Source organism: Gammaproteobacteria bacterium (assembly GCA_013003425.1).
Taxonomy (GTDB): domain Bacteria; phylum Pseudomonadota; class Gammaproteobacteria; order Steroidobacterales; family JABDKV01; genus JABDJB01.
The window spans coordinates 105,373-131,538 of sequence record JABDJB010000056.1 but is presented as its reverse complement, the minus strand read 5'-3'; the positions used below and the strand labels follow the sequence as shown (position 1 = coordinate 131,538).

The following is a 26,166-nucleotide window of genomic DNA, read 5'->3' as shown; positions in this document are numbered from 1 at the left end:
GCACCCGGTTTCACTGGAGGAACTGTGCATGGAACTCATTGCCGACGTTGGCGGCACCAACACGCGGTGCGCGCTGGTCGACTCACGGGGAACGATCTCGCGCATCAGCGTCTTTGAAAATGCCGGGTTCCGCACGCTGGCCGAAGCGCTGTCCGACTATCTGCAGAAAAATTCGGCTACCCCCGCGGCTGCGGCAATTGCAGTTGCTGCGCCGGTGACGGGCGACGAAGTTCGCATGACGAATCGCAACTGGCATTTCTCGGCTCGAACGATCCGCGAGCAACTGCGGCTGGAAAGTCTCGAGGTGCTCAACGACTTCAGCGCCGTTGCCTTGTCCCTGCCGCACCTGGCCGGCACGGACGTTGCCCCGGTCGGCGGCGGTGCACCACGCCGGGATGCAGCAATGGCGGCAATCGGTCCGGGCACCGGGCTCGGTGTGTCAGGACTGGTGCCGACGCGCAACGGCAACTGGGCCGTAATCTCCGGTGAAGGCGGTCACGCCACGCTCGCACCCGGGACCGAACGCGAGGCACAGGTAGTTGATACGGTCCGCGAGCGATACGGGCATTGCTCGGCGGAGCGGCTGGTATCCGGCCCCGGGCTGGCAACGCTGTACAACACGCTACGGCAGCTGGCCAACTATCCTGCCGACAATGTGCGTCCACGCGAAGTTTCGCAGCGCGCGCTTGCCGGCGACCCGATCGCGCGTGAAGCCGTCGATATGTTTTTTGCGCTACTCGGATCAGTGGCCGGAAACCTCGCCCTGACCCTGGGTGCGCTTGGCGGCGTTTTCATCGCCGGCGGCATTGTTCCGGCACTGCACGACCTGCTGACCAACTCCGAATTTCGCCGTCGTTTCGAGGACAAGGGTCGCTACACCGACTACCTCCGTGCAATCCCCTGCGCCGTGATCATGCATCCGACACCGGCACTTGTCGGGCTTGCTTCACTGCATCAGCGCGAGCCGTAATCAGTGCCGTCCTGCAGTGACGCGAGGAAATCGCGCTGCAGTCTTGCCATCGCTGCAGGCCGCTCGTTGATCGTGGCATGACCAAGCTCGTTCACGACCACCGTTTCGACCTGTGGTAACAACTGCTGGTAAATCTCCACGCTCGACACGTCGAGTATTTCGTCCTCGCTGCCCCAAACCAGCAGCACAGGTTTGTCTATTGCCGGCAAAAGCTCGTTAACAGTCGGATGCCCTGGCCACAGGTCTGCCCAGATCTTGCGATGAAATGGCGCGCGTGAAATCGCGTAGCGCCGAATCGACGGACCCACCGGCCACATCAGCGGCGGAGGGTCATAGAAGACCATATCCATTAATCGCTCGAACTCTTCCGGCGTGGTGGCTATCAGCGGGTTTTCTCCGCGCGCCAGAGCCTGCTGAAATTTGCTCGGTTCGCGCGGATAGACGCCCGCAGGGGCGTACAGCGCCAGCGATGCCACTTCCGCGGGGTGCCTGGCTGCCAGCAAAGTCGCAACCATGCCACCAAGCGATGACCCTGCGATGTGCACCGGTTCATCCGCCAGCTCTTCGATAGCAAGGTCGACCAGCTCGACGATATTCTCGATGTTGTAGTCGAACTGAGGGTCACGACTGGACCCGCCATGACCGGGCAGGTCAAGGGCGAGCAACCGGTACTGACGCGGCATCTTGCGCATGAAGCGCAGCCACGAATCTTTTTCTGACGCAAAGCCGTGCAGCATGACCAGTGTCGGCCCGGCGGCATCACGCTCCAGGTACTCAATTGTGCTGCCACCCACGGTTACCTGCCCGATGCTGGTTCCCGAAAGGCTGCGCAGTGCGCTGCGACCGGTGTTGACCAGGCCATCACCGAAGCTGCGGCAGCCGGCCAGCAGCAACACAACCAGCGACAGGGTAATCAGTTTGCGCACGCGCATGACTCTACTGCGGCGGATCTTCCTCGTCGTCCTGACCAACGTCCCGGCGTAACTGATCTGCCCGGTTCATCAGCTTGTCTTCGACCTCGCGCGCCTTGTCCATGGTCTTTATCTGGTCGTCCCACACGGTTTCGTCGACCTCTTTCGGCTCGCAGCCGGCGATCGCGCATGCAACTGCCAGAGCGATACTGATCCTGGAAAGAAAATTCATCAGCGCACTCCTTTGAGGTGAGCCTTAATGTCAGCCCGTGCCTCGGAGAGTATCGAATCGCGATCGACGCTGTCGAGGATCTCCTGCACAACCTGCTTGGGACCACCCTCCCCCCAGGATTTTCCCTGTGCCAGATAGCGTTCAGCCACCTTGCCGACGACAAAAGTAGCGTAGTAGGCCACCGCTCCCTGTGCTCCTGCGGTTACCAGCGTTGACATGCCTGCGGTACTGACCTTTAGCGCCGACGAGACAAAGTGCATTGCCCATACAGTTCCCATGAGCACGGCAAGTTGCGTAACAATCGTGCCGGCCAGCTGGCTGGCCTCGCCACGGCCGAGCGGCAGGTCATAGAGTTTTGACAGGTGCCAGATCATCGCCCCGTCCACAAACGCAGCGGCAAACAGGTCGGCTACGGGCACCGGGTTGAACGCGACCGCGACGCCCTTGGAAACAGAGTAGGTGCGGATGAGCCGCTCACCGAGCACGCGCCGGGTCTCGAGTATCCTGACCGCAACCCGGTCGCTGAGCTCACCGGCGAAAAGACTGGCGTTGAGCGCGGCCAGCGTCTGGCCTTCGGCTTCGAGTATCTCCCACAGCCGCTCTTTCAGCCTCACCACATCAGCCGGCGGCCGCTCGCGACTGGTCTGCTCGTTGCCAGCATCGTCGACCCGCACATAAGTCACTTCAGCCGGATGCGCTGATGCCGCGACAATATTTCGCGGGTCGACCAACCCGGCAGTGCGTTGCGCCAATGTCTGCTGCAACAGGGCGAGCTCGTCCCCGGAATAACGGTCCGCCTTGTTTAGCACCAGCAGCAGCGGGCGCTGCTGCCGGTCGAGCGAGCGCAGGGCATCGAGCTCCGTTTCGGTGAGGTCTCCATCGGCCACAAACAGCACCAGGTCAACGCGTGACGCGACGTCACGTGCGAGTTCTTCGCGTGCCTCGCCATCGATTTCATTGATACCGGGCGTATCGATCAGATAAACGCCGGCTGCTTCGTAGGAGGTTAGCGAGGAGCTGCTGGCGCGTTTTGTTTCACCGTGCAGGGCGCTGACGGCAAAATGCTGCTCCCCGAGAAGCGCATTGAGAACCGAGGACTTGCCAACACTCACGCGACCGAATGCGGCAATGTGAATATGCCCGTGCTCCAGCTTGTCGAGCATGCGCTCGACCTGGGCATAGTCCTCCGACAGCGCTTCGCGCACCGGCACCGGCACGCGCGGATCCTCCAGCAGATCCTGCAGGCTGCGACGCGCCAGCTGCAGATGCGTATCGCCGGACGCGGCCTGCTGCTCAGTCGTCGAGCTTGCGGCGGGCGTCCCAAGCAAGTTTTGCCACGCGCGCTGTACGTTTTTCCAGATTTTCACCAAGTTGTTTCCTGAACAGCGAGGCTGCCGGTGCCGGACGCAGCCGACCGCTTTCATTTAGAGTTTGTGTCAGCGAACTGCCGAGCGCGTCGAATATGAGCCCATACGCCACGGCATGCATAAGGCCTCCGGCGACAGTGCCGGCACCGGGAAAGGCCTTCAGTGCATTGCCGCCAATGGCCATCAACAGCGGCAGCGTTCTGCCGATATGAGTTTGACTGAGCTTCAGAAACTGCTGCACGTCGATATCTCGCGGGCTGACGTCGTACAGCTCGCATAATTCACGCACGAAGTTGGCGCCCAGGTAGCCCTGAATCAGCACATCAGTGCCCGGGGCAACTGCCGCAAGGGCTCCGACAACGGCCTTTTTCGTATACGAAGAAACCAGCTCCGCAGATCGCTGCTTGCGATAATCGTTTTCCGCCGCCTGCAGATGACGTCGCGCGAGCAGAAAAACGCTGGCATCACGCAACTCCTCCATCAGCGCCGGATCGCGGTCCATCATCCGCTGCAGTGCGTCGGCCAGCTCTTCTACCCGCGGTGGTGCAACGCGTGTCTCGCGCTGCTCGCTGCCGTCGGGTAACTGGCGCACGACCGTTTCGGCCGGGGCGGCGCTGATCGCCACTACATCAACTGCGTCAGCGTCATCGTCATCGAGCCCGACGATACGCTGTCCGATACGCTCTCTGACCTGGCGCAATTCGCCCTCACTGAGCCGGTCAGCCTTGTTGAGTGCGATTACCATCGGGCGCTGCACTTCCCGCAGAGCCGTTATTGCATCGTATTGCTCACGGGTGAGGTCCTGGTCGCACACGAATACCACCGCATGCGCGCGCGCGGCTTCGTCAGTCGCCGCCTTGTCGAGAACCCCCCCTGCTTCGTTCAGTCCCGGCACATCGCTGATTACCAGGCGATCGCCGGCAGGCGAAGTCCAGATATAGTCGGACACCTCCCGTGTCGAACCGCCACGCGGGCTGATATCAATATTATCGACGTCCGGCAACAACGCACGGATTACAGCGCTCTTGCCAGTACTTATTTCGCCAAACAGCGCCACGCGAAAATCACCTGCCGTCTTGCGCTCGGTCAGCAGCGCAAGCTCCTCGCGCGCCTCGCTGACGTCTATGCCGAGCTGCTCACCGCTGACAATACGTTCTTCCAGCGCCGCGGCTGTCAGCTCCTCGGGCTGGCGTTTCTTGCGCCGGCCGGTAAACAGCAGACGCAGGATTGCCCAGCCGCTGGCCAGCGCCAGCAAGCCCAGCGCGCCCAGCCACAGCCCTGCGATCCAGCGTGGCACCTGGCGAAAACGATCCCAGACATCCAGCGCGGATTCGGTCAGGCTCAGCACCGCCACCAGCAGCAACACCATCGCGATCACAATCACGATGGCAAGCAGCGCGCGCAGGTGGCGATCCAGTGTCATCAGCTCAGCTCTTGCGGCCGATAAATCGGTCCATGCTGTGCGTTACTCCGAAAAAGTCGAGCAGCCAGTCGGATACCGCGACGGGCGCCAGGCGCAGCAGGTAAGTGGTGTAAACAAACCACGGCATGATCACCCGACGCTTGTTGCCGGTGATTGCCCCGAGTATTCGTCGCACGGTTTTTTCCGGCTTGAGTATCGGCAAAAGAAATGGAAAGCGCGTGGACACGCCCGCAAACATCCCGGTGTCGATGTAGTAAGGACAAACGACAGTGGTACGTACTTTGCTGCCCAGGCTGTTCAGCTCGGCGCGTAACGAGTCGTCAAAACCGACAGCAGCAAACTTGGAAGAACAATAATCGACCAGCCTGGCGGTTCCGGCGATACCGCCCGCTGAAGCAATAGTGACAATGTGCCCGTGATCACGTTGCAGCATCGCTGGCAGGAATGCGCGCGCGGTCCAGAAAAGTGCCAGCGTGTTCACATCGAAGGTCAGCTCGATCTGCTCGTCACTCACCTCCAGCAGGTTTTGCCCGGAAACGATTCCCGCGTTGTTGATCAGGATATCCACTGAGCCAAGTTCATCCAGTGTCCGTTGCGCCGCATTGGCGATGGCAGCCCGGTCGGCAAGGTTGCAGGGAATCGCAACAGCCTGTCCTCCGGCGGCAGCGATCTCGTCGCGCACCCGGGCCAGGCCGGCTTCATCGATGTCCCACAACGCCACACGACCACCCGCGGCAGCGATACGTAGTGCCATCAGCCGGCCAATGCCACTGGCGGCGCCCGTGAGGACCACGCCACTGTCTTTGAAATCGGTCACCAGTACTGCCTCCGTCCAGAGCGGTACGCTTATTGCACCAGACGGGGGGGTGGCATGGCTACATCGATACCCAGCGCCGCCCGCTCTATCGCCCACATCCGGTCCTGACCCCAGGCGATCGTGGCGGCGCGCGCATCCGGGTCGCGCAGGCACATGGCCGGCACGCCCCAAATCCCCAACACCGCCAGTGCCGCCGCATTGGCCTCCACACCGGCGCGCCAGCTGTTCGACTGCAGCGCCTGCTCCACCTCTGCGGCATCCAGTCCGGCGACCGCGGCCAGGCGGTTCAATGTACGCGTGCTGGTCAGGTCAGCTGCCTGACACCAGATCGCGCGCATTGCGGCCAGCATGAAGTCGCGGCCCCGGTCCCGGCGATTCGCCGCGTCGAATACCGCAAGCGCCCGCTCGACACCTTTGCCCAATGGATCCCGGACGGGGCCGAACGGTATGTTGTCGCGCCTGGCGATGCGCGCAACATCGGTAATGATGTAGCGCAGCTTGCGCCGTGGCACCGGAATGCCACGCATTACCATCGGCAACAGCGGACGCAGCTGCAGGTTGAGACCGAGGCGGTCGGCCAGCTCCACAACGCGGCAGGCACCGAGCCAGGAATAGGGGCTGCGAAACGAAAAGTAGAACTCGAGGTCCAGCGCCTGCGCCATGCCGGCTGCCTGCCGCTCGATCGGCTGGAACTGCTCGCTGACAGGCGGCTCTTCATTGCGCCTCAGCCCGCGCGCGGCAAGCCGCTGCTCCAGCAGGCCGAGGCGGTCCAGTCCCCAGAACCACTCACCCTGAAAATACAGCATGGCGCCAAGATAATGGCCCTGCCGTGCCAGCTGCGTGCTGGCAAGACCAAGCAGCGCTGCAGTGGTCTGCTCGTCGGCCGCGCCATCATCCCTGGCCATTGCTGCCAGCTGCTGGCTGTCACCATCCCACGCCGCAGCGGTCGCTTGTAACAGCCGGGACAATGATTGAGGCTGCGCCAGGATTACGCGCCCGGCGAGATGTGCGAGGTCGGCGGCGGGAGGCGTCGCAGCGTCGGGGAATCGCAGTTGCCAGGCGCGCGCCAGCCGCATCGCGTCATAAGCAGAATAGTTATCCAGACGCTGCGGATCACTTACACAATCGATCGGCAGTGCCGCCACCAGCTGCGTCTCGAGCTCGACTTCGTACTGTTGCAACACGCGCGGCAACAGCTGCGCCAGGAGCCAGGACCAGGCATCAGTAACACGGTGATAAAAGACAATCCGGTGCGGGCGGCGCCGAAACCGGCGCCTGGCCTCGTGCCATCCGCTGATACTGCGCCGGGTCAGCGGGCTGACAAGGACAGACGCAAGCAGCGAACTTGGCAACTTCATAACCCAGACTCTCCCGCGCGCTGTGGAATCCCGGCTGAGTCCACGGAACGGTTAATCAGGCTTCCACAATAACTCGTCCAGCGAGCGCACCCAGCCGTAGACCTGCAAATTAACCCGCCCGTTAACCAGCGGCACGCCTTCTGCAGACAGCCGGTCGCGCTGGCGCTTGAATGCAGCGCTACCGGGTGTAAAGGCTAATGCTCCGCCTGCGCGCAGCACGCGGTACCACGGTACCTTTGACCCCGAAGGCAGATCACGCAAGGCACGCCCGACACGCCGGGCTGCCCGCCCCAGACCGGCAGCGTCGGCAACCTGCCCGTAGGTGGCCACGCTGCCCGATGGTATTTGTTCTACCACGCGCCAGATGTGGCGGTTGATTTCGGCAACCGGCCTTGTAGTCATGATGTGGAATTCTAGCACCGGGCCTGGCAGGCCGGTGGTAACGCAAGATCCTCAGGCTGCGCTGAGAATGGTCTCCATCTGCAACGCGCGCGACAGTAGCGGCACCGCGTCGTGTGGCCTGCCCTGGAACAGCCGCACTTTACCCAGCCGGCGCAAGACGCTGGCATGCGGCGGGTGTATATGAAGATAACGCTCGAGAATACTGGCTGCCGCTGCGTAGTGTTTCTCGACTACCAGGTGGTCTGAGCTCTGGATGGCTAATGCGAATGCTCTTTGTCTGTTGCGTTTTGCCATGGTGCGAAACATTACGGGATCAGCCGGCAAATTGCCAAGAGTTGCATCACAAACCGATCAATCAGCAGATTGCCAACATAATAGTACTTGCCGCTCGTATATGTAAAACGCAGCGCCGTCTATTTGAAGCGAAATGAGACAGGCGGCAACGAAACAAACAATCAACCCTGCGACCATCCTCGTGTTACTGAAACGCCAGGGCGCCATTATGAAAAAACGCCCGGCACGCGCAGGGAGAGACTTTGCTCGCACAGATTTTTCAGGCTCAGGCATATGCTTTCAACAGCCATGCGCTGCCGCTGTTCGCAGCAGCGGGCCTGATACTGTTCATGTCTGCGCTGACGCTGACACACGAACGGGGTTCGCGGGTGGCAGTTCCCCTTTTCCTGATGGCGCTGGCAACCGCATTCTGGCTTGTGGGTTTCGGCGTCATGTACTGCGCCAGGACAACCGCAGCGGCATTATGGTGGGCCCGGTTTGCACATGCGGGAATTGTGTTTATTCCAACCGCTGCCTTGTACTTTGCAGCCCGCGTCGTAGGCAAGAGTTCATTCGCGCCCGGGCGCAGCCTGACTTTTGCCGCATCGGTGTCGGCAATGTTCCTGGTGCTGGCCTTTGTGTCGCCGGAATTCATCATCGGCATGCAGCAGCACTGGTGGGGCCAATATCCGCGTTACGGAGCAATCGGCAGCATGTTTATCGTGTTCCTGGTGCTGCTGGTGACTACCTGCATCATAGTGTTTTTCAATGCGATGCGTTGCTCACCGCGGGACACGGCGCTGCATCGCCGCTCGAAGCTGTTCCTCGTCGCATCATGCGTCGGTGCTGCCAGCGTCGTTGACTTCATGCCGATGTATGGCCTGGACGTGTTTCCGATCGGCAAAGTCACCATGCTTTGCCTGTTTGCTATTACTACCTATGTTACCTGGCGATATCGACTGGTCGACCTGACCCCCTCTTTTGTCGGTCAGCAGATAACTGACACGATGACCGACGCGCTGATCGTGATGGATCGCGATGGCATCATCCGCCTGACCAATGAAGCCACTTGTCGCCTGCTTGGCCGTGAAGAGGAAGAGATGGTGGGCGAAACGGTCACCGCCTGTCTCGGCGAGAGTCTTGGCGCTCATCTGGAGCAGCTCGCTGGTGGCGAGCCGCTGCGCGATATCGAGTCAACCGTGGTCAACAAGGACGGGCAGACTACGACCATCAGCCTCAGCGCATCGATGATGCACGACCGTTACCGCATGCCGGTCGCATTCGTCTATACGTTACGCGACATCAGCCACCGCAAGCGGGCCGAGGACCGGATACGGCAGCTGGCATATTTTGACGACCTGACCAGCCTGCCAAACAGAACACAGTCGAATGAGCAGCTGCATCGCTGCCTGGAGATAGCCGCAGCGGAAAACATTCCGGTAGCGACTCTGTTTATCGACCTCGATCGCTTTAAACGTATCAACGATACGCTGGGTCACAGCGCCGGCGACGTGCTGTTGCGACAGGTCGCGGAACGCCTGCGCGGGTGCGTGCGCGAATGTGACCTGCTGGCAGAAGCCCACCCGGCAGGAGCGCAGAGTTTTGTCGCCCGTCTGGGTGGTGATGAGTTCATCATCTGCCTGTTTGATGTGAGCACCCAACAGGATATAGACCGGGTCGCCAGACGCATCCTGGCAGCACTCTCCGACCCGTTCCAGCTGGGCAAACACGAAGTCTTCATTACCGCCAGTATCGGTGTCAGCCGTTTTCCCGACGACGGCTGCGACGTACAGTCCTTGCTGAAGAACGCAGACACGGCAATGTATCGCGCCAAGGACAATGGCCGCGACAACTTCATGTTCTACGACGCGGCGATGAGCGGAGCTGCGCTGGAGCGCCTGTCGCTGGAGGCCGACCTGCGCAAGGCACTCGACCGGGAAGAATTTACGCTGGCCTACCAGCCCCAGGTGGATCAGGAATCACAACAGATTTTTGGCGCTGAGGCGCTACTGCGCTGGCACCACCCCACACGCGGCATGGTATCGCCCGGTGAATTCATTCCGCTGGCAGAAGAAACCGGACTGATCGCGCCGATTGGCGAATGGGTGCTCGCCCAGGCTTGTCACCAGACCGCTCTGTGGCACCAGTCAGGCTTCGACGGTCTGACGATTGCCGTTAATCTCTCTGAACGGCAGTTTCGCCGCAACAACCTCCTGCAGGTGGTTGCGAATGCACTTCGCGCCTCAGGCATGTCGCCAGACTTTCTTGATCTGGAACTGACCGAGAGCATCATCATGCAAAACGCAGCAGCCACCATTGAAACGCTGGAAGCGCTGAAGCTGATGGGGATCAAGATATCGGTTGATGACTTCGGCACCGGCTATTCCTCATTGAGTTACCTGAAACGGTTCCCGATTGACGTGCTGAAGGTGGATGGCTCGTTCATTCGCGAAGTTGCAACAAATACCGACGATGCCGCGATAACCAGCGCGATCATTGCCATGGCTCGCAGCCTGAAGCTTGACGTAATCGCCGAGGGTGTAGAGACCATTGAACAGATGGAGTTCCTGCGCGGCCAGGGTTGCCACAGGATGCAGGGCTACATGTTTGGTCGCCCGATGAGCGCTGAGCAGTTCGGGCAGCGTTTGCGTGAGCAGGCGGAGACTGCAGCCAGCGCGGAGGACACTGGTACCGTCCTCGCCTTTACCCGCCCCGCCTGCGAGACCTCATAAACAATTGTCGAACCGGTCCGGCCGGTTCGACTGCTTTTACCCTGCCAATCCACCCTCAGCCGCGACGGTCGGCTCCATCGAGTCCGTCCTGAAGCCGCTCCTACAGGAAACATGGTCGCAAGCTGTCGCGGCTGGAAGCCGCTCCCACGGGTCGCTCCTACTGTGCCGTGGCACTCGGGCCGGGCGCTGCGAGAAACGTCAGCCGCAACATCGCGATATCGGCCAGATCAACCACGCTGTCTCCGTTCAGGTCCGTTACCAGGTCGCCGCTGAGCAGGAAATCCGCACGCATGATTGCAACGTCGATCAGATCGACAATACCGTCGTTGTTGAAATCACCATCACACATGTTGCCGAATCCATCGTTATCGGTGTCACGCTGCGCCGGGTTGGAAACTTCCGTGCAGTTATCAATGCGGTCATCGACCGTGTCGTTATCGAGATCCAGGATGAGCGCATCGGGCGCGGTGCATATTTCCAGTGCCCAGGCGTCGAGTGCACCGCCATCGGAAACAAAATTGTCGGTTACGAGCAGATTCCAGTCGCCAGTGCCGCTGGAACCGTCAAATGCGGCCAGCGGATTGGTGGGCTGATAAGTTCCACCGTCGGTTGGCGGACACGGCAGCGGGCCTGGCGCAGCTTCGTCGTCAAAGCTTACGTCGAGGTTGTCCTCGTTATTGCAGATCTGCGCCATGATCAGCACACTGGGTCGTTCCGGATGACGGCTGGTACCGGACGTCACCGGGCCTTCCAGACGCAGGTCGATGTCATTAATCCAGGTGTGAGTCAGCTGCACGCCAACAACGTTTACGTCGACCACAGTTCCGGCCGCATCGCTTGAGATTGTCGAGACTACGGTTCCGGTTGACGCGCCAGGTATGTCTATCGGCACATCATTGCTTGTGTATAACGCGCATGACGAACCAGTGGTGGCAAAACTGCCGGTGGCCGAGGTGATGGATCCGCAGGCGTTGTTTGCAGTCACGCGCCAGAAGTACGTTGCATTGTCGGCCAATGCCTCCGGCGGAGTGAAATATCTCTGCCGGGTGCCGGCAACGGAAAGAACAATGTCGTTGAAGCCGGTGTCTGTAGCGACTTGCAGATCGTAGCTGAAGGCTCCTTCGCTGGCACTCCAGTACAGCGTCTGGATACCCGAGATTCCCGACGCACCGCTGGTCGGCAGTAACAGCTGCGGCTGCTCCGGGCTGACCTGCGATACCTCGAGCGTCAATGGCTGGTCGAACTGCAGCGCGCCATCCTGACCGGTTATGGTGATCGGATAGACTCCCGCGGCAGCGCCGGCAACGCTCGCGGAAACGATCGAGTTGGCCGGCGGTGAAACCAGCTGTGGGGTAAAGCTGATGGTGGCACCAGCGGGCGCACCGGAAGCGGCCAGCGCCACCTCGCCGGTATAGCTGCCCACCGGATCCACCGCGATAAACGCACTGCTCTTGCCATCGCCGCAAACGGCCAGGTTGTCCTGGCTGGCGCTGAGCATAAAGCCTGGCTCGAGCGCCGTCGGCTGCAACACGAACAACCCCTGCTCGATACCACTCATGATGACTACGCCGCTGTCGAAATACGGGTAAACGCTCCAGGAGCCGTTAAAGTCGGCAGAGTCATTGTTTGGATAGATATCGAAAAACCCGTTCTGCACCAGACTGCCCGCAGCAATATTTGTCAGGTCGATGATGCGCAGACCGGCACGATAGTTGGCCTGGTAGGCAAAATCACCCTTGATGTAAAGGTTGTGGTCTATAGCAGGGGTCGGCGCGAGGTAGCTGCCGAGCACCTGCGGGTTATCGAGATCGCTCACATCCCAGATATATGTGCGCGTATTGTGACCGAACGATAATTCATCGCCCTCGTCGTCCAGCAGCAGGAACACCTGGTCATCGGTCAGCCACCCCTGGTGGGTGTAACTCGAGCCGCTGTATGGCATGCGGGCAAGCAGCGCAGGCGCCGCCTTGTTGCTGACGTCAACGATAGTCAACGTATCTTCGTTGTAATTGAAGCAAATCTCGCTGCCCTGGTAGGCGGTATCAGGGCCGCTGTAGGTGACGCACTGCGCATCATGCGTGTAGCCGTCGCCGGCATAACATCCGGCAAACTCGGGCGCGCCGGGCCGGCTGAGATCCATCATGTGCAGTCCACCGCCACAACCGTCTTCTGAATTACGGGTACCCACTGCGTAGGCGAATCCGCTTTGTTCATTTATCGCAATGTTGTGAGCGGAGCCGAATCCGGCGTAGTGCGAGGTAGCGGCGAATACCTGCGGCGTGGTGACGGTCCGTAGCTGAGTAAGGTCAAACACCTGCAGCCCGTGCCCGACGGCCTCGCTTACGATGTAAACGTGGTCACTGTAAGTCTTCAGGTCACGCCACGGCGAACTGCTGGTATAGGCCGGCAGCATGCCAAGGTATTGGGCATTCTCCGGGTCACTGATATCGACAAACGCGGTACCGTTGGTCTTGCCAATCAGCGCGTATTCCTTGCCTGTTTGCGGATCTGTCCAGCCCCAGATGTCGCTGCCCTCGCCGCCGCCGATCGCACTCAGCGGCAGGTGTGACAGCAAATCGACATTGCTGCACGGATAGATATCGGCGATACCGCCTTCGCAGGCCGATGCGTTCGCCGGATCACGGCGGGTCGCAGGCCCGGCCGTGCTGGCCACGCCCAGCCGCGGTGCTTTTTGCACCAGCCGGGACAGCGTGTGATAGGCAGAATCAGCGCCCTGCGGCACCGGGCATGCCCAGGCCCCCGCCACCGTCAGGACAGCAACTGCCGCAGCCAGCAGTGATTTCAGGCCGATTCGCCCGCGACAGATTTTCATGTATCCCCCAGGATCCGGCTGATCATTGTATTGCGATGCACAAGAGTGCTGCCGGTCTCTGCATTGTAAAGAGCAGGGGTCGTTTTGCCAAAACCGCCGGGGCTTTGAACCCTCATAGCGCCATATACCGTGGCGCAAGGGACGGTCAGTCCGGATCGAACAGGATATTGACGCGGCGATTGCGCGCGCCTTTTTTCTGGACCTTGCCCAGACGCAGCCGGCCGATTTCCCCGGTGCGGGATACGTGCGTGCCACCGCAAGGCTGCAGATCGACCCCGGGAATCTCCAGCAGCCGCACCCGGCCTGCGCCACGCGGCGGCTGGACTGACATGGTGCGGATTAATTCCGGCTGCGCGGCAAGTTCCGCATCCGTTATCCAGCGGGTCAACACCGGATGATCGGCCGCGATGAGTTCATTCAGTTCTTTTGCAACTGCCGGCTTGTCGACCGGGTCCTGCATGTCAAAGTCCAGCCGGCTCCGGCCGGCACTGATGGAACCGCCGGTCACACCAAACCGCAGCACTGCGCCAAGCAGGTGCAGCCCGGTGTGCATCCGCATGTGTGCATAGCGACGATCCCAGTCGATAACGGCAGTGACCGCTGTGCCCACCGGCGGCATGTCAGCGCCGGTATCTGTCTCATGGACAATGCCCTCGTCCCCTTTGCGCGTGCCGGTGATCGTCAACGATGTACCGTCGGGCAATTCCAACCGGCCGCTGTCGCCGGGCTGGCCACCGCCGGTCGGGTAGAACACCGTACGGTCCAGCACGATGCCCGCTTCGCCTGCCGCGACTACTGTTGCGCTGCATGACTTCAGATAAGCATCGTCGCGAAACAGTTCATCGGTCATGGCTTCATTCCAGCTCGAAAGACTCGTCCAGCTCCGGCGTACAGGCAGTGCAGCCCAGCTCCCTGCGCAGCAGACCGGCGAATGCCTCCTGTGAATCTTCCTCACCGTGGGTTACAAAAACTGTTTCGGGCTGTTCTTTGCCGGACCGGATCCAGCGCAACAGTTCGCCGCGGTCGGCGTGCGCGGACAGCCCGCCCAGCGGAATGAATTCGGCGCGCACCGGAACGTGTTCACCATGCACCTTTATCGTCTTGCCGCCTTCCATCATCTTGCGGCCACGGGTGCCGGCGGCCTGGTAGCCAACAAGCATCACCAGGTTTTTTGGATCGGGCAAAAGGCGCTTCAGATGATGCAGTACGCGACCTGCAGTAAGCATGCCACTTGCCGAAACGACCACACGCGGGCCACGCATCTTGTTCAGCGCCTTTGAATCGCGGACGGTACGTGAGAAATGCACATTGTCCGGAAACAGACGGCTACGGCCATCCTCGGTCAGTGATCCATCCAGCGACAGATCCTTGATGTGCTTGCTGTACAGCTTTGTGGCATCAATTGCCATCGGGCTGTCAATATGAATCGGTACGTCCGGCAGCCGTCCCTCCCTGATCAGCTGGCGCAGCGTAAAAGTAATCAGCTGCGTTCGACCGACCGCAAACGACGGTATCAATATCGTGCCACCACGCTCGATGCAGCGGATCAGGGCGTCGCGTATCTGCTCCTCGACCGGGGCGTGATTGTGATCGCGATCGCCATAAGTCGACTCGACCACCAGGTAGTCACAGGACGGCAGCGGGTCGGGGTTCGAATGCAGCGGCACGTCGTAACGGCCGACATCGCCACTGAATACAATCCGGGTCGGCTTTTTGCCGTTGGCAATTTCCAGCTGGATCATGGCCGAACCGAGTATGTGACCCATATTAAGAAAACGGGCCCTGACATCGTCACTGACTTCGAGCCAGTCGCCAAACTTCACCGGCTGCATCAGCGCGCAGGCCGCCTCGGCATCTTCGGCCGTGTACAACGGCAGCGCCGGGCGGTGCTTACTGTATCCCTTGCGGTTGGCGTAGGCGGCATCTTCCTCCTGGATCTTCGCTGCATCCTTCAGCAGCAAAAAAGCAAGGTCCATGGATGCCGGCGTAATATAAACAGGATTCGAGTAGCCCAGCCGGGTCAGTCGCGGCAGGTAGCCACCATGATCGATATGGGCGTGGGTCAGCAGCACCGCATCGATCCTGTCGATATCAAACGGCGGTTCACGCCAGTTCATCAGCCGAAGTTTTTTCAGCCCCTGGAACATTCCTGCGTCAATTAAAACGCGGGTCTTGCCGGTATCGAGCAGGTACTTCGAGCCGGTCACGGTACCGGCACCGCCATGGAAAGTGATCGTCGGCTTCATGCTGCTCCTTCAGTTATTCGGCGTGAGCATTCTAGCAGTGCCGCCACAGCCGGCTTCAACTACGCCGGTAAATTACGTTGCGCTCGGCAAGCATCGCCAGAATGCGATCAAGACAGCCTGGCGCCGCGCCCAGATACTCCGGCGGCGAGATGCCGGTCCGGGTGTAGTGCCCCTGCAGCACCAGCCGGGCCGCAGCAGTTGCGGTGAACCCTGTCGTGCGCGCCATCGAGCTGAGTCCCGTGGCAGCGTCGTCTTCATCATAAAGGTGATAGCGGTAACTGACGTTGTTGCCTTCCGCTGTTCCTTCCACGTCTATAACCATCACCGTGAACGCCCGTTCACCCGGCTCCGGCTGCCACAGCGGGAACAACAGCGCGGCAGTCAGATCGCGCGGCGCGATGCTCTGGCCCTTTACCACAACCGGTGTCGTTGAAAAGAACCCGCTTTCACGCAACACCCGCATCAGTTCGATATGACCAGGGTAGCGCAGCGTGCGTTCGCGCATTTCGGGGATGGCCGTTGTCTGCAGCAAGGTGCGCAGTCCGTCGGTATTGAATGCTTCGAGCTGACCGACCGGCTCGATGTCGAGCAACTCGGCGTCGGACAGCGCCGGGCGAGTCACAATTTTTCCATTTTCCCGCAGCCGCGCCGGACGCACATACTCTTCCATCACATCGATCGGCGAAAACGGCGCTTTGTACTCGTACGGCCACTTGCGCTCGACGGGCAGCCCCCCAACTACGTACTCGAAGCGATCGACCTGCATATTTGCATCATGATAGCCGGCAATCATGTTTGGCATGCCGGGCGCAACGCCGCAATCGGTTATGGCAATCACGCTATTGGTTTTTGCCAGTTCGTCCAGTTTGAACGGATCGTCATTGAAAAAAGAAATATCAACAACATTGGTGCCACTGGCAATGACGGCGGCCAGCGCATCGTAGCCCAGGAATCCCGGCACGGCACAGACAACCAGGTCGGCCTGCCCGGCAATCTCACTCACAATTGCCGGCTGCGACAGGTCCGCCTGGTGGGCTGGTACGGCATAGTGGCGCTCGAGCAGCGCCAACCGCTCGGCATCGGCGTCGACGGCGGTAACATCGAATTCGGGGCACAGGTCAGCCACGATGGCGCGACCAACCATCCCGGCACCCAATACGGCAATAGCGTGCGTCATAATTACTGTGGTCTGGACTAGAATGGCATCGTAGCGGAGAAGATTGTGACAGCTCAACAATGGCTTTTTGCCGGCGGCATCTACACGGCAGGTTTCGCAATATTTCACCTGGCGTTCTGGCGCCTTTTCAACTGGAAAGAGCAGCTGCCGAAACTCAGCCCGATCAATCGTGCTGTCATGCAGGTGATGAACCTCACGCTTACCACGGTATTCATCCTGTTCGCATGGATATCCATTGCCTACGCTGACGCGATGGCGGGCACTGATCTTGGCCGCGTCGTGACGGGCGGGATTGCCGTCGTGTGGGCGCTGCGTGCTGCACAGCAGCTGGTTTTCTTCAACAAGAGTGCGGCATCGCTGTCCTTTTTTGTGCTGTTTGTGTTTGGCGCTGCGCTCTACACGCTGCCACTGCTCTAGGAGACCGACGTGTCTGACAGGGATGCATCAATCCGCGAACAACTGCGGCGCAATGCCGTCGCGCTGATCAGCCTGGTGGTGGCTATCAGCAGCCTCGGGTACAACACCTGGCGCAATGAACAGACTGAAGCCAATCGCAATGTCCGCAGCGCCGGTTTTCAGCTAATGCAGGAAATCGCCGGACTGCAGCAGGTCGTGTTGCTCAGCCATTACGATATGGATGACGAGCGCGGCAACCCGCGGGTGGGCTGGACCCACGTAATCGCAATACGGGACCTGGCCTACCCCATGCCGGCCGCGGTGCAGGAATCTGCTGCAGAGCTCTACCTGGTATGGCAGCAAAACTGGGCGACGCTGGCCGGCTCAGCTGACAGCCTGGCGGCTATCGATGCGGCGATCGAGCAAGCGAAAAAAGAGATCCTGGCAGCGATCGACTCGCTGGACTGAATCTACGGCGCGATACCGCTGGGGCCGGGCGCCTGCAGGAATCTCACGCGCATGATTGACGCGTCAATCAGGTCGACTGCGCCGTCATTGTTGAAATCAGCATCGGGATTCCACGCCGGATTGCCGGGCTGCGTGAGAAAAACCGTCCGCAGCACAGCCAGGTCCTGCAGGTCGACAAAGCCATCGTCATTGAGATCGGCATCGCAGATATTGCCAAAGCCATCGCTGTTGCTGTCGAACTGATCGCTGTTCGGGTCGAGACTGCAGTTGTCGAGGAAATCGCGCACCAGGTCAGTATCCGTATCCGGCGCAGCATGGAATCCGGCGGTCAGAATATAACTGGCACTGGAGCTGGCCCCGATGGCCGAAGGCTGGCCGACTGAATCGACCAGCACGTAGCTGGCAGACGTCATCAGGCCCCCACCGCCGTCTGTGACGTCCCAGGAAATCGAATAATTGGCGCTGCTCATTTCGCCGGCATGGGCGCCTGCCAACAGCAGCAAAGCAGCTAAACTTGCGTAACCTGTTGTTTTCATTAGCGCAGCCCTCACATTGCTTTGTCAATCACCCCAAGCATAGCTCCTAGCGGTCGCGACGCAAATAGGTACAATGCGTCGCTTCCGCCACCGCTCCGGGAGCCCTCATGCACACACTCGTTCTGCTGCGCCACGGCCAGAGTCTGTGGAACAAGGAAAACCGCTTTACCGGCTGGACCGACGTCGACCTGACCGAACAGGGCCGTGCCGAGGCGGCCGAAGCCGGCCGCCTGCTGCTCGAAGCGGGCATCGATTTCGATTTTGCCTACACCTCGGTGCTCACGCGCGCCATCCGCACCCTGTGGATCGTAATGGATGAGATGAACCGGCTGTGGCTGCCGGTGGAACGCTCGTGGAAGCTCAACGAACGCCACTACGGCGCCCTGCAGGGCCTGAACAAGGCCGAAACGGCGGCGAAACACGGCGACGAGCAGGTGCATATCTGGCGCCGTTCTTACGACGTCAAACCGCCAGAGATGGAACAGGGCGACAAGCGTCATCCTCGCTGCGACCGCCGCTATGATTCGCTTTCCGAGGAAGAAATGCCGGAAGGCGAATGCCTGGCAGACGTCATAGACCGCATGCAGCCGTACTGGACTGACACGATTGCACCGGCGATACGTTCCGGCAAGCGAATCATTATTGCGGCACATGGCAACAGCCTGCGCGCGCTGGTCAAGGAGCTCGACGGGATTTCGCAGGACGACATCCCCAATCTGAATATTCCCACCGGGGTGCCGCTGGTATACCAGCTAGATGCCGACCTCAAGCCAATCGACAAGCGTTATCTGGGCGATGCCGCGGAAATAAAACGCAAGGCAGCGGAGGTCGCCGCGCAGGGTCGCGCACGCTAGTCAAACAAGGTAGGTGTCGAGCCCGGCGACAAACAGGTCGTACTGCGCCTCGACTACCTCCTTGATCGCAAAGGCCGGCAGACCGCTGACCACCTGGTCCTTCAGCAGCAGCCACCCGACTGCGTCGACCGGCCCCAGGCTCACGACGTAACCCAGCTCGCGAAAGAAGTATTCAAGAGGACGCACTCCACGCGACAGCCGATCGATGTTGCGCGCGACCAGCTTGGCCTGCCGTACCGCCACCTGCGCCGTCATGAAATCATCGCCCCTGGCGTCATAACGGGCGCAGTCACCGGCTGCAAAGATATTTTCATGCGCGGCGAGATGCCCGAACCGGTTGACGTTAACAAGTGGAGACGGCCGCACGCCCGGCAACAGCAGCGTCAGGCCAGACTCCACCGTTTGCTTCTCACCGGACGGGCCACGCAGCTGCAGCAGTCCGGGTTCGCAACCGGCATACTCAGTGCCTGGCAGATATTCGATGTCCTTTTGCGCGATCTTTTTACTCACGTAGTCGCCCAGAGCAGCCGGGTGCTCGCGCAGCAACGCCGGCTCACGATCGACCAGTCGCAATTTCAGCGGGCGGGCCGCACGCGATACCGCGTCGGACAGCTCGAACAGGAACTGGATACCGGTGGGTCCGCCGCCGACGACGGTCAGTGTCGGCGGCCTGGCATCATCTGCCAGGAAATCATCGAGCAGCGCGCGAGTCTCCAGCGCGCGCAGGTCGGCACGGTCATAGACGCCCTGGCACTTTGGCAACGGCGGCGCACTGGCGCCGGTGGCCACGACGAGAAAATCGAATGGTTCATTGCCTTCGTCGAGCTGCAGCACACCGCGCTGCGCGGTGGCGCCGAGGTCGGACAGGTCAGCGCTGGCCTGCACGTGCCGGAACCCGAAGCGCGAGGCGAGCTGTTTGTACGGGATACGAAACCGCGCCAGTGGCCGGCGCACCGTTTCGTGCAGGTGCGTTTGCTTTACGTGATCTGCACCCGGATCGACCAGCACCATCTCGACGTCACGACAACACCGCGACAGTTCGGCCAGGCAGGCCAGCCCGCCATAACCGCCGCCCGCTACAACTACACGCACTGTTTGCTCCTCGAAACCGGGCCGCAACCATACCAGATAGCCACCGCTGCAATGTTATTCTCGCTATTGCAATGATCGAACTGTTTCGCAGGTTCCCGCGTCTGGCAGACAGGCTGCCCTGGTGCTCCCTGGGTCGCTGGCCCACCCCGGTAACGCGCTTGAGCGAACTTGAGAGTGATTGCGAAATTTTTCTGAAAAATGACGGCGCCAGTGGCTCACTGTACGGCGGCAACAAGGTACGCAAGCTGGAGTTCCTGCTGGCCGACGCTGCGCGACAAGGTCGCAGCGAAGTCATCACCTTCGGCGTGGCCGGCTCCAATCACGCTCTTGCCACGGCGCTTTATGCCGAGCAACAGGGACTGCGCTGTATTTCGATACTCACGCCCCAGACCAATGCGGGTTACGTTGCAAAGAACCTGCTGGCGGCGCTGTCGACCAATGCCGAGTTGCATCACTACTCAAGCGAGTCCGCCGCGCGCCTCGGTGCGCGCTACCAGCAACTGCGTCACCGGCATAACAGCGGTATAGCCCCGCTGATCATTGCCGGCGGCGGTTCTTCACCGCTGGGAACCGTCGGTTTTGTAAACGCCGGCCTGGAACTGTCGACGCAGATTGATCATGGGGTTCTGCCCGAACCTGACCGGCTGTACGTTGCTCTCGGGACGATGGGCACGGCCGCCGGACTGCTGCTCGGACTGCGCGCCTGCGGCCGCGCAACTGAAGTTGTGCCGGTACGCGTTGTCCGCGATGACATTGGCAACCTGGCCGCAATGCAGCGCCTGTTCGCAGCAACCAACACCCTGCTGCACGAGGCCGACCCCGCGTTTCCGCTGTTGGATTTCGACGTCGCCGAGATCAGACACGAACAGTTTGGCCGCAAGTATGCTGTATTCACCGAAGACGGCATGGCGGCAAAACAGCTGCTGGCGCAGCGCTGCGGTATTGCGCTCGAGGGCACCTACACGGCAAAAGCCGTTGCTGCGCTTCTGGCCGATCGCGATGCCGGCCGTCTGGCCGGCAAGAACGTCCTGTACTGGCATACCTACAACGCCGTCGACCTGCGGCCGCGCATCGCCGGGCTCGACTATCGCGAGTTACCCCGCGACTTTCATCAATATTTCGAACGGCCCGTGCAGCCGCTGGATGCCTGAATCAGAGCCCGGGCTGTGGTGCTTTTTCGCCCGCCTTTTCGGTCAGCGTCTCGGCTGGTGTTTCGGGCAGCGTCTCAGCCGGCGTTTCGGCCGCAGCAACGTCTTCCCCGACGCTGTGATCAGACAGCAGCTTGCCCGGCCGGAATTCCACGCGGGTGCGGTCCGGCAGGTCGCTGCACAAACCCTGCGCGCCACCGGCCAGGTGCTCGTACAGGTCACGATATTTTTCTGTCGATTCCTTGAACAGCTCGGCGGTGCGCGCGAAATGACCGTTCACCTCCTCGCGATAGTCGTCCATCTCCTTGCGCAGCTGGTGCACATTCTTGCCGCCGTCACGACGGCGGTGAAACAGCAGCGTTACGAGCCAGCCGATGAACAGACCGACTGCAAGGCCCATCGCGGCAATAATCCAGAAATCAGCGGAAGCGAAGTCGTACATTCCCACCTCGTTACGGTATCTTGATGGTGTCATTATCAGGCTTATTGCAACCAAGCGTACCCCGCTGCGTCATTGTTAACAATGCGTGCTGGTGGCACGATCGCAACAACGGGGATTTCGATCCGGTATGAAAAAAGATGAACTGGAAGAACTGGCGCGCCAGCTGGAGGCCCACCAGGACTACCGCGTGGTACGCCGGCTGCGGGCACGACCCCGTTACCGGCCGGACCCGGAGGATACGGCGCAGCTGCGGCGCGGGCTGTTCGTCGACGTCGAAACCACCGGCCTCGATGCCGCCACCGATGCGATCATCCAGCTGGCCCTCGTGCCGTTCACTTTCACCCGTGATGGCAGCATCTGCGAGGTTGGCGATGGCTACGAACAATACGATGACCCCGGCCGGCCGATTCCCGAAAAAGTAACGCAGCTGACCGGGATCCGCGATGAAGACGTTGCCGGTCAGGAAATCGACTGGTCGGCCGTCGCGGACTATGCCGCAGCCGCGGACCTGGTCATTGCCCACAACGCCGGCTTTGACCGGCGTTTCGTCGAGGCGCGCTGCGAGGCTTTCGAGCAGCGTGCCTGGGCCTGCTCCATGCGCGAGATACCCTGGAGCGAGGAAGGACTGGAAAGCCCCAAGCAGGAATACCTGGCGTATCGCTACGGTTTTTTCTACGACGGCCATCGCGCCGGCGCCGACTGCCTGGCCGGCATCCATCTGCTGACCCGGTCGCTGCCGGCCAGCGGCCGCCCGGCCCTTGCCGCGCTGCTGGACAATGCACGCCGGACCACCTACCGGCTGTGGGCGCTCAACTCGCCGTTCGAGGCCAAAGACCTGCTGCGCGCGCGTGGTTATCGCTGGAATAACGGCACTGACGGACGTCATAAAGCCTGGTACGCGGAAGTTGATGAGGAAGACTGCGCCAGCGAGCAGGAATATCTCGAAACTGAGATATACAAACGTGACATCAAGCTGCCGATCGATAAGATAACGGCCTTCAATCGCTACTCGGATCGCGCCTGACTTGGACAAAAGCCACACAGTGACCGGCTCGCGCTCGGAATCGGAAGAACTGCGCAACTATCGCCCCGGTGAGCCCTACCGCGGCCTCGATGCATCGGTACGCCCGCTGGGGAGCCTCGAATTGCTGTCGCAGCAGGAAGTAAACCAGCTGCGCGACATGAGTCGTGATGGTCTGTACGACATGTTCCGACGCTGTGCGCTGGCGGTGCTGAACTGCGGCGTACATATTGACGATGCGCGCATGGTACTTGAGCAGCACCGCAATTTTGATGTGAAGGTGCAGCAGCAGGAGCGCGGCCTGAAGCTCGATCTTACAAACGCGCCGCGCAGCGCCTTTGTCGACGGCCAGATGATCAAGGGCATTCAGGAACACCTGTTTGCAGTTCTGCGTGACGTCCTGTACGTCAACCGGGAAATCCACGAACGCAGCAAGTACGATCTCAACGACTCTGTTGATATCACCAACGCTGTTTTCCACATCCTGCGCAACTCCGACGTTCTGCGTACCCGTATCAAACCGGACCTGGTGGTGTGCTGGGGCGGACACTCGATCAGCCGCTACGAATATGACTACACCAAGGACGTCGGCTACGAGCTCGGCCTGCGCAGCCTCAACCCGATCACCGGCTGTGGACCCGGCGCGATGAAAGGGCCGATGAAAGGCGCAACGATCGGTCATGCAAAGCAGCGCATACCGCGTGGCCGTTACATCGGCATCACCGAACCGGGCATCATTGCGGCAGAGTCACCCAACCCGATAGTCAACCACCTGGTGATCATGCCGGACATCGAAAAACGCCTTGAAGCGTTCGTGCGGGCCGGGCATGCCATCGTGGTGTTTCCGGGTGGCGTTGGCACTGCCGAGGAGATCCTGTACATACTCGGCATCATGCTGCACCCGGAAAACCGGGATGTGCCGATGCCGCTGATTTTCACCGGACCGGCAGAAGCTGCGGACTATTTCAATACGCTCGACGAGTTTATTGGTGCCACGCTCGGCGACGAAGCCCGCTCGCTGTACCAGATCATTACCGACAACCCGGTGGAAGTTGCCCGCAAGGTGCGTGACGGCATCGGGGTTGTCACCGACTACCGCCTGCAGACCAGCGATGCGTTTTATTTTAACTGGATGCTGAAGATCGAACCCCGGTTCCAGCTGCCGTTCGACCCGACACACGAAAACATGGCCGCACTGAACCTGTCGCGCGACCAGGAAACCTACGAGCTGGCCGCGGACCTGCGTCGCGCGTTTTCCGGCATCGTCGCCGGCAACGTGAAGGAAAACGGGATTCACGCGATCGAGGAGCACGGGCCTTTCGAGCTGTCAGGTGACCGCAAGATCATGCAGTCGCTGGACAAGCTGCTGGCCGCCTTCGTGGCCCAGAACCGCATGAAGCTGGCCGGTGCCGAGTACCAGCCCTGCTACAGGCTGGCCGGTTAATACACGCTAGCCGTGCACGTCCTGCATCAGGCGCTGGTGAGCCAGTGCCTGCTCCAGCAGCGGTGCCGCTTCTTCAGGCCGCCCCTGGGCGAGACGGATCCGGCCCAGACGCCGCAACAGCCTGGGATGAAACGGATGCGCATCAAGACAACGCACCAGCACGTCTGAAGCATCATCGAGCATACGCCACGACACCAGTCGATCTGAGATTTCAAGCGCAGATTTTACTTTCATCCTGAATTGCCTCGTGCACCAACGCGCACTTGACAGAACACCTGACCGATTCTGTCGCTGAAATGTCACAGACTGCGGGACGTGCGTCACACAAATGCCGCTTTGAACTGCCCTGAAGCGTGACCTGCGTCACAAAAACGGTTGCGGCTATTTTTTTTCGACGATGCAATGGCGGAATTCGCTGTCCGCGAGAATTCGACGCGCGCGAATTTCCTGGCTTCGCGGCACCTGTACATAGAAGCCGTGATCGACACCGGCGATAGATACGTGACCCGCGCGCATCATGTCCAGCACCTCGATATCGCTGTCGCGCAACAGCGATGCCATCAGCACGTACTGGCCGATATCAGTCGAATAGGCAATCCTCGTAAACACGGTCAGACCCGCCGCGCGCCAAAGCGCGCAATCACCAGGGCCAGAAGGAACGGTAGCAGGCGTTCAGCGATATCACCGGGGGTATCCGGGCGCCAGTACAGCACTATTGTGAGCACAAAACCCGTCAGCATACTGGCCAGCAGCGACCTTGCACCCAGGCGAAACCCGCCAAGACGCAACAGCAACGCCGGCCCAAAGGCAGAACCAACAGCGTGCCAGGCAAACAGCACGCGGTTGAAGATAGTCTCCGGTGCCAGCAACGCGACGGCGACTGCAGCAACGCTCAGGACCGCGACAACGATGCGGGTGCGCAACAGGTCCGGTCGTGATGCGCCACGCGCAACCTCCCAGTCATAACCTACTGAGGACGCTGCAACCAGCAGCTGGCTGTCAGCGGTGGACATGATCGCCGACAGGACCGCGGCAATCATGATGCCGGCAATTACCGGCGGGAAAAGCTGCTCTGACAGCACAAAAAACACCTGCTCACCGGACTCCAGCTCACCGAGAAGCACGCGACCGCACAAACCCAGCAGCAGCATGCCGGCGTAAACAACGACTGCCCAACCGATGGCAATGACCCGCGCACGGGCCAACGCCCGGTCATCGCGCAGCGCCATGAAGCGGTTCACGACATGCGGCTGCCCGGGGTAACCCAACCCGATACCCAGCAAGCCGATGACAAAACCCAGTGCGGCTATCCCGGTGTACTTGCCAGTAGGTGACAACGCAACCACGTCGTGACTTTGCGCCAGACCGGACAGCAAATCGCCAAAACCGCCGACGGCGATCAGTGCTGCAACCGGCAGGATGATCGAGGTTAGCGCCATCAGCAGACCCTGCAGCGTGTCAGTCACGCTCACCGCCCAGAATCCGCCGAGCAGCGTGTAGAAAAGCACAATCGCGGCGCCGATGAGAACAGCTGTATGCATTGGCAAATCAAAGGTGCTGGCAAACGCATCACCGGCGGCCTGGAACTGCGCCGCGACGTAAAACATGAATGAGAAAAGAATAATCACCACCGACAGCCGCAGCACCGCCGGGCCGGCGGCATTGTCACTGGCAATAAACTCCGGCAGCGTAATACTGCCGCGGTCGCGTGCCGCCGGCATGAGCCGTGGCGCCACCCACAGCCAGTTGATCAGGAAGCCGCCGACCGTTGCCGGGAACAGCCACACCGCTGAAATGCCAAAAGCAAACGCAAAACCGCTGACACCCAGCAAGGTCCACGCTGATGATGAGCTTGCCGATGCACTGATCGCTGCAACCACCGGCCCCAGCTGGCGCCCGCCGAGAAAAAAATCGGTGTTGTCACGAGTGCGGCGCTGCGCCCACAAGCCAATCGCCACCAGCGCTACCTTGTAGGCGATGAGAGTAAACAGGATTACCTGGGCCTTGCTCATCGCCGCAGACCA

23 protein-coding genes and 2 pseudogenes are annotated in these 26,166 nt (G+C 60.6%); 8 read left to right on the top strand and 17 right to left on the bottom strand.

Going from position 1 to position 26,166, the window contains the following annotated elements; all coding sequences use genetic code 11:
* The first annotated feature begins 28 nt into the window (after window positions 1-28).
* On the top strand, window positions 29-970 hold the full coding sequence (glk, locus tag HKN06_08745) for a glucokinase (protein NNF61401.1): 942 nt from the start codon (window positions 29-31) through the stop codon (window positions 968-970).
* On the opposite strand, the gene HKN06_08740 is transcribed toward glk, so the two are convergent.
* The 7 genes from HKN06_08740 to HKN06_08710 all read right to left on the bottom strand — a co-directional run bounded on the left by HKN06_08740 (window position 955) and on the right by HKN06_08710 (window position 7,786).
* A complete protein-coding gene (locus HKN06_08740) occupies window positions 955-1,902 on the bottom strand; it encodes an alpha/beta fold hydrolase (protein ID NNF61400.1) in 948 nt (315 codons plus the stop codon). The genes glk and HKN06_08740 overlap by 16 nt on opposite strands.
* 4 nt (window positions 1,903-1,906) lie before the next feature.
* Window positions 1,907-2,113 carry a hypothetical protein gene (locus tag HKN06_08735; GenBank protein ID NNF61399.1) on the bottom strand — a complete coding sequence of 69 codons (207 nt, stop codon included), beginning with the start codon at window positions 2,111-2,113 and terminating at the stop codon, window positions 1,907-1,909.
* Window positions 2,113-3,537, bottom strand: a complete 1,425-nt coding sequence (locus tag HKN06_08730; GenBank protein ID NNF61398.1) for a DUF697 domain-containing protein — start codon at window positions 3,535-3,537, stop codon at window positions 2,113-2,115. Before HKN06_08730 ends, HKN06_08735 begins: the two co-directional genes overlap by 1 nt.
* Before the next feature lie 1,370 nt (window positions 3,538-4,907).
* Entirely contained in the window at window positions 4,908-5,657 is a 750-nt protein-coding gene (locus tag HKN06_08725) for an SDR family oxidoreductase (GenBank protein NNF61397.1), read from the bottom strand.
* Between the two features lie 92 nt (window positions 5,658-5,749).
* Window positions 5,750-7,078 carry a 2-hydroxychromene-2-carboxylate dehydrogenase gene (locus HKN06_08720; protein ID NNF61396.1) on the bottom strand — a complete coding sequence of 443 codons (1,329 nt, stop codon included), beginning with the start codon at window positions 7,076-7,078 and terminating at the stop codon, window positions 5,750-5,752.
* 51 nt (window positions 7,079-7,129) lie between these two features.
* The gene (locus HKN06_08715) at window positions 7,130-7,480 is read right to left on the bottom strand and encodes a cysteine methyltransferase (protein NNF61395.1); all 351 of its coding nucleotides are present in this window, start codon (window positions 7,478-7,480) and stop codon (window positions 7,130-7,132) included.
* 51 nt (window positions 7,481-7,531) lie between these two features.
* The gene (locus tag HKN06_08710) at window positions 7,532-7,786 is read right to left on the bottom strand and encodes a hypothetical protein (GenBank protein NNF61394.1); all 255 of its coding nucleotides are present in this window, start codon (window positions 7,784-7,786) and stop codon (window positions 7,532-7,534) included.
* Between the two features lie 230 nt (window positions 7,787-8,016).
* Here HKN06_08710 and HKN06_08705 point away from each other — a divergent pair, with 230 nt between their 5' ends.
* Entirely contained in the window at window positions 8,017-10,485 is a 2,469-nt protein-coding gene (locus tag HKN06_08705; protein ID NNF61393.1) for an EAL domain-containing protein, read from the top strand.
* A 157-nt stretch (window positions 10,486-10,642) separates the two neighbouring features.
* Here the strand turns inward: HKN06_08705 and HKN06_08700 are convergent, their stop codons facing one another.
* From HKN06_08700 to HKN06_08685, 4 genes are all read right to left on the bottom strand, one after another.
* On the bottom strand, window positions 10,643-13,318 hold the full coding sequence (locus tag HKN06_08700; protein NNF61392.1) for a choice-of-anchor B family protein: 2,676 nt from the start codon (window positions 13,316-13,318) through the stop codon (window positions 10,643-10,645).
* A gap of 145 nt (window positions 13,319-13,463) precedes the next feature.
* A complete protein-coding gene (locus tag HKN06_08695) occupies window positions 13,464-14,168 on the bottom strand; it encodes an alanyl-tRNA editing protein (GenBank protein NNF61391.1) in 705 nt (234 codons plus the stop codon).
* 4 nt (window positions 14,169-14,172) lie between these two features.
* Window positions 14,173-15,564, bottom strand: coding sequence for an MBL fold metallo-hydrolase (locus HKN06_08690; protein ID NNF61390.1), 1,392 nt, complete (start codon window positions 15,562-15,564; stop codon window positions 14,173-14,175).
* A gap of 55 nt (window positions 15,565-15,619) precedes the next feature.
* Window positions 15,620-16,741: a saccharopine dehydrogenase gene (locus HKN06_08685; GenBank protein ID NNF61389.1), complete on the bottom strand. Its 1,122-nt coding sequence runs from the start codon at window positions 16,739-16,741 to the stop codon at window positions 15,620-15,622.
* Window positions 16,742-16,786: 45 nt separating this feature from the next.
* Here HKN06_08685 and HKN06_08680 point away from each other — a divergent pair, with 45 nt between their 5' ends.
* A complete protein-coding gene (locus tag HKN06_08680; GenBank protein NNF61388.1) occupies window positions 16,787-17,158 on the top strand; it encodes a hypothetical protein in 372 nt (123 codons plus the stop codon).
* Between the two features lie 9 nt (window positions 17,159-17,167).
* Window positions 17,168-17,440: pseudogene (locus HKN06_08675) on the top strand (hypothetical protein).
* Between the two features lie 167 nt (window positions 17,441-17,607).
* Here HKN06_08675 and HKN06_08670 read toward each other — a convergent pair.
* A complete protein-coding gene (locus HKN06_08670; GenBank protein ID NNF61387.1) occupies window positions 17,608-18,141 on the bottom strand; it encodes a hypothetical protein in 534 nt (177 codons plus the stop codon).
* A 107-nt stretch (window positions 18,142-18,248) separates the two neighbouring features.
* Here HKN06_08670 and gpmA point away from each other — a divergent pair, with 107 nt between their 5' ends.
* Window positions 18,249-18,995, top strand: coding sequence for a 2,3-diphosphoglycerate-dependent phosphoglycerate mutase (gpmA, locus tag HKN06_08665; protein NNF61386.1), 747 nt, complete (start codon window positions 18,249-18,251; stop codon window positions 18,993-18,995).
* On the opposite strand, the gene HKN06_08660 is transcribed toward gpmA, so the two are convergent.
* The gene (locus HKN06_08660) at window positions 18,996-20,087 is read right to left on the bottom strand and encodes an FAD-dependent oxidoreductase (GenBank protein ID NNF61385.1); all 1,092 of its coding nucleotides are present in this window, start codon (window positions 20,085-20,087) and stop codon (window positions 18,996-18,998) included.
* A 158-nt stretch (window positions 20,088-20,245) separates the two neighbouring features.
* Between HKN06_08660 and HKN06_08655 the strand changes: the two genes are divergently transcribed.
* A complete protein-coding gene (locus tag HKN06_08655) occupies window positions 20,246-21,238 on the top strand; it encodes a pyridoxal-phosphate dependent enzyme (GenBank protein ID NNF61384.1) in 993 nt (330 codons plus the stop codon).
* 1 nt (window position 21,239) lies between these two features.
* Here HKN06_08655 and HKN06_08650 read toward each other — a convergent pair whose 3' ends face one another.
* The gene (locus tag HKN06_08650) at window positions 21,240-21,710 is read right to left on the bottom strand and encodes a DUF1043 family protein (GenBank protein NNF61383.1); all 471 of its coding nucleotides are present in this window, start codon (window positions 21,708-21,710) and stop codon (window positions 21,240-21,242) included.
* Between the two features lie 94 nt (window positions 21,711-21,804).
* Here HKN06_08650 and HKN06_08645 point away from each other — a divergent pair, with 94 nt between their 5' ends.
* Both HKN06_08645 and HKN06_08640 read left to right on the top strand, forming a co-directional pair.
* The gene (locus tag HKN06_08645; GenBank protein ID NNF61382.1) at window positions 21,805-22,701 is read left to right on the top strand and encodes a 3'-5' exonuclease; all 897 of its coding nucleotides are present in this window, start codon (window positions 21,805-21,807) and stop codon (window positions 22,699-22,701) included.
* A gap of 85 nt (window positions 22,702-22,786) precedes the next feature.
* A pseudogene (locus HKN06_08640) lies at window positions 22,787-24,142 on the top strand (LOG family protein).
* 6 nt (window positions 24,143-24,148) lie between these two features.
* On the opposite strand, the gene HKN06_08635 reads toward HKN06_08640, so the two are convergent.
* From HKN06_08635 to HKN06_08625, 3 genes are all read right to left on the bottom strand, one after another.
* Complete coding sequence (locus HKN06_08635; GenBank protein ID NNF61381.1) at window positions 24,149-24,376, bottom strand: hypothetical protein; 228 nt, start codon at window positions 24,374-24,376, stop codon at window positions 24,149-24,151.
* A gap of 147 nt (window positions 24,377-24,523) precedes the next feature.
* The gene (locus tag HKN06_08630; GenBank protein ID NNF61380.1) at window positions 24,524-24,751 is read right to left on the bottom strand and encodes a hypothetical protein; all 228 of its coding nucleotides are present in this window, start codon (window positions 24,749-24,751) and stop codon (window positions 24,524-24,526) included.
* A 2-nt stretch (window positions 24,752-24,753) separates the two neighbouring features.
* The gene (locus HKN06_08625; GenBank protein NNF61379.1) at window positions 24,754-26,154 is read right to left on the bottom strand and encodes a sodium/proline symporter; all 1,401 of its coding nucleotides are present in this window, start codon (window positions 26,152-26,154) and stop codon (window positions 24,754-24,756) included.
* Window positions 26,155-26,166: the final 12 nt, after the last annotated feature.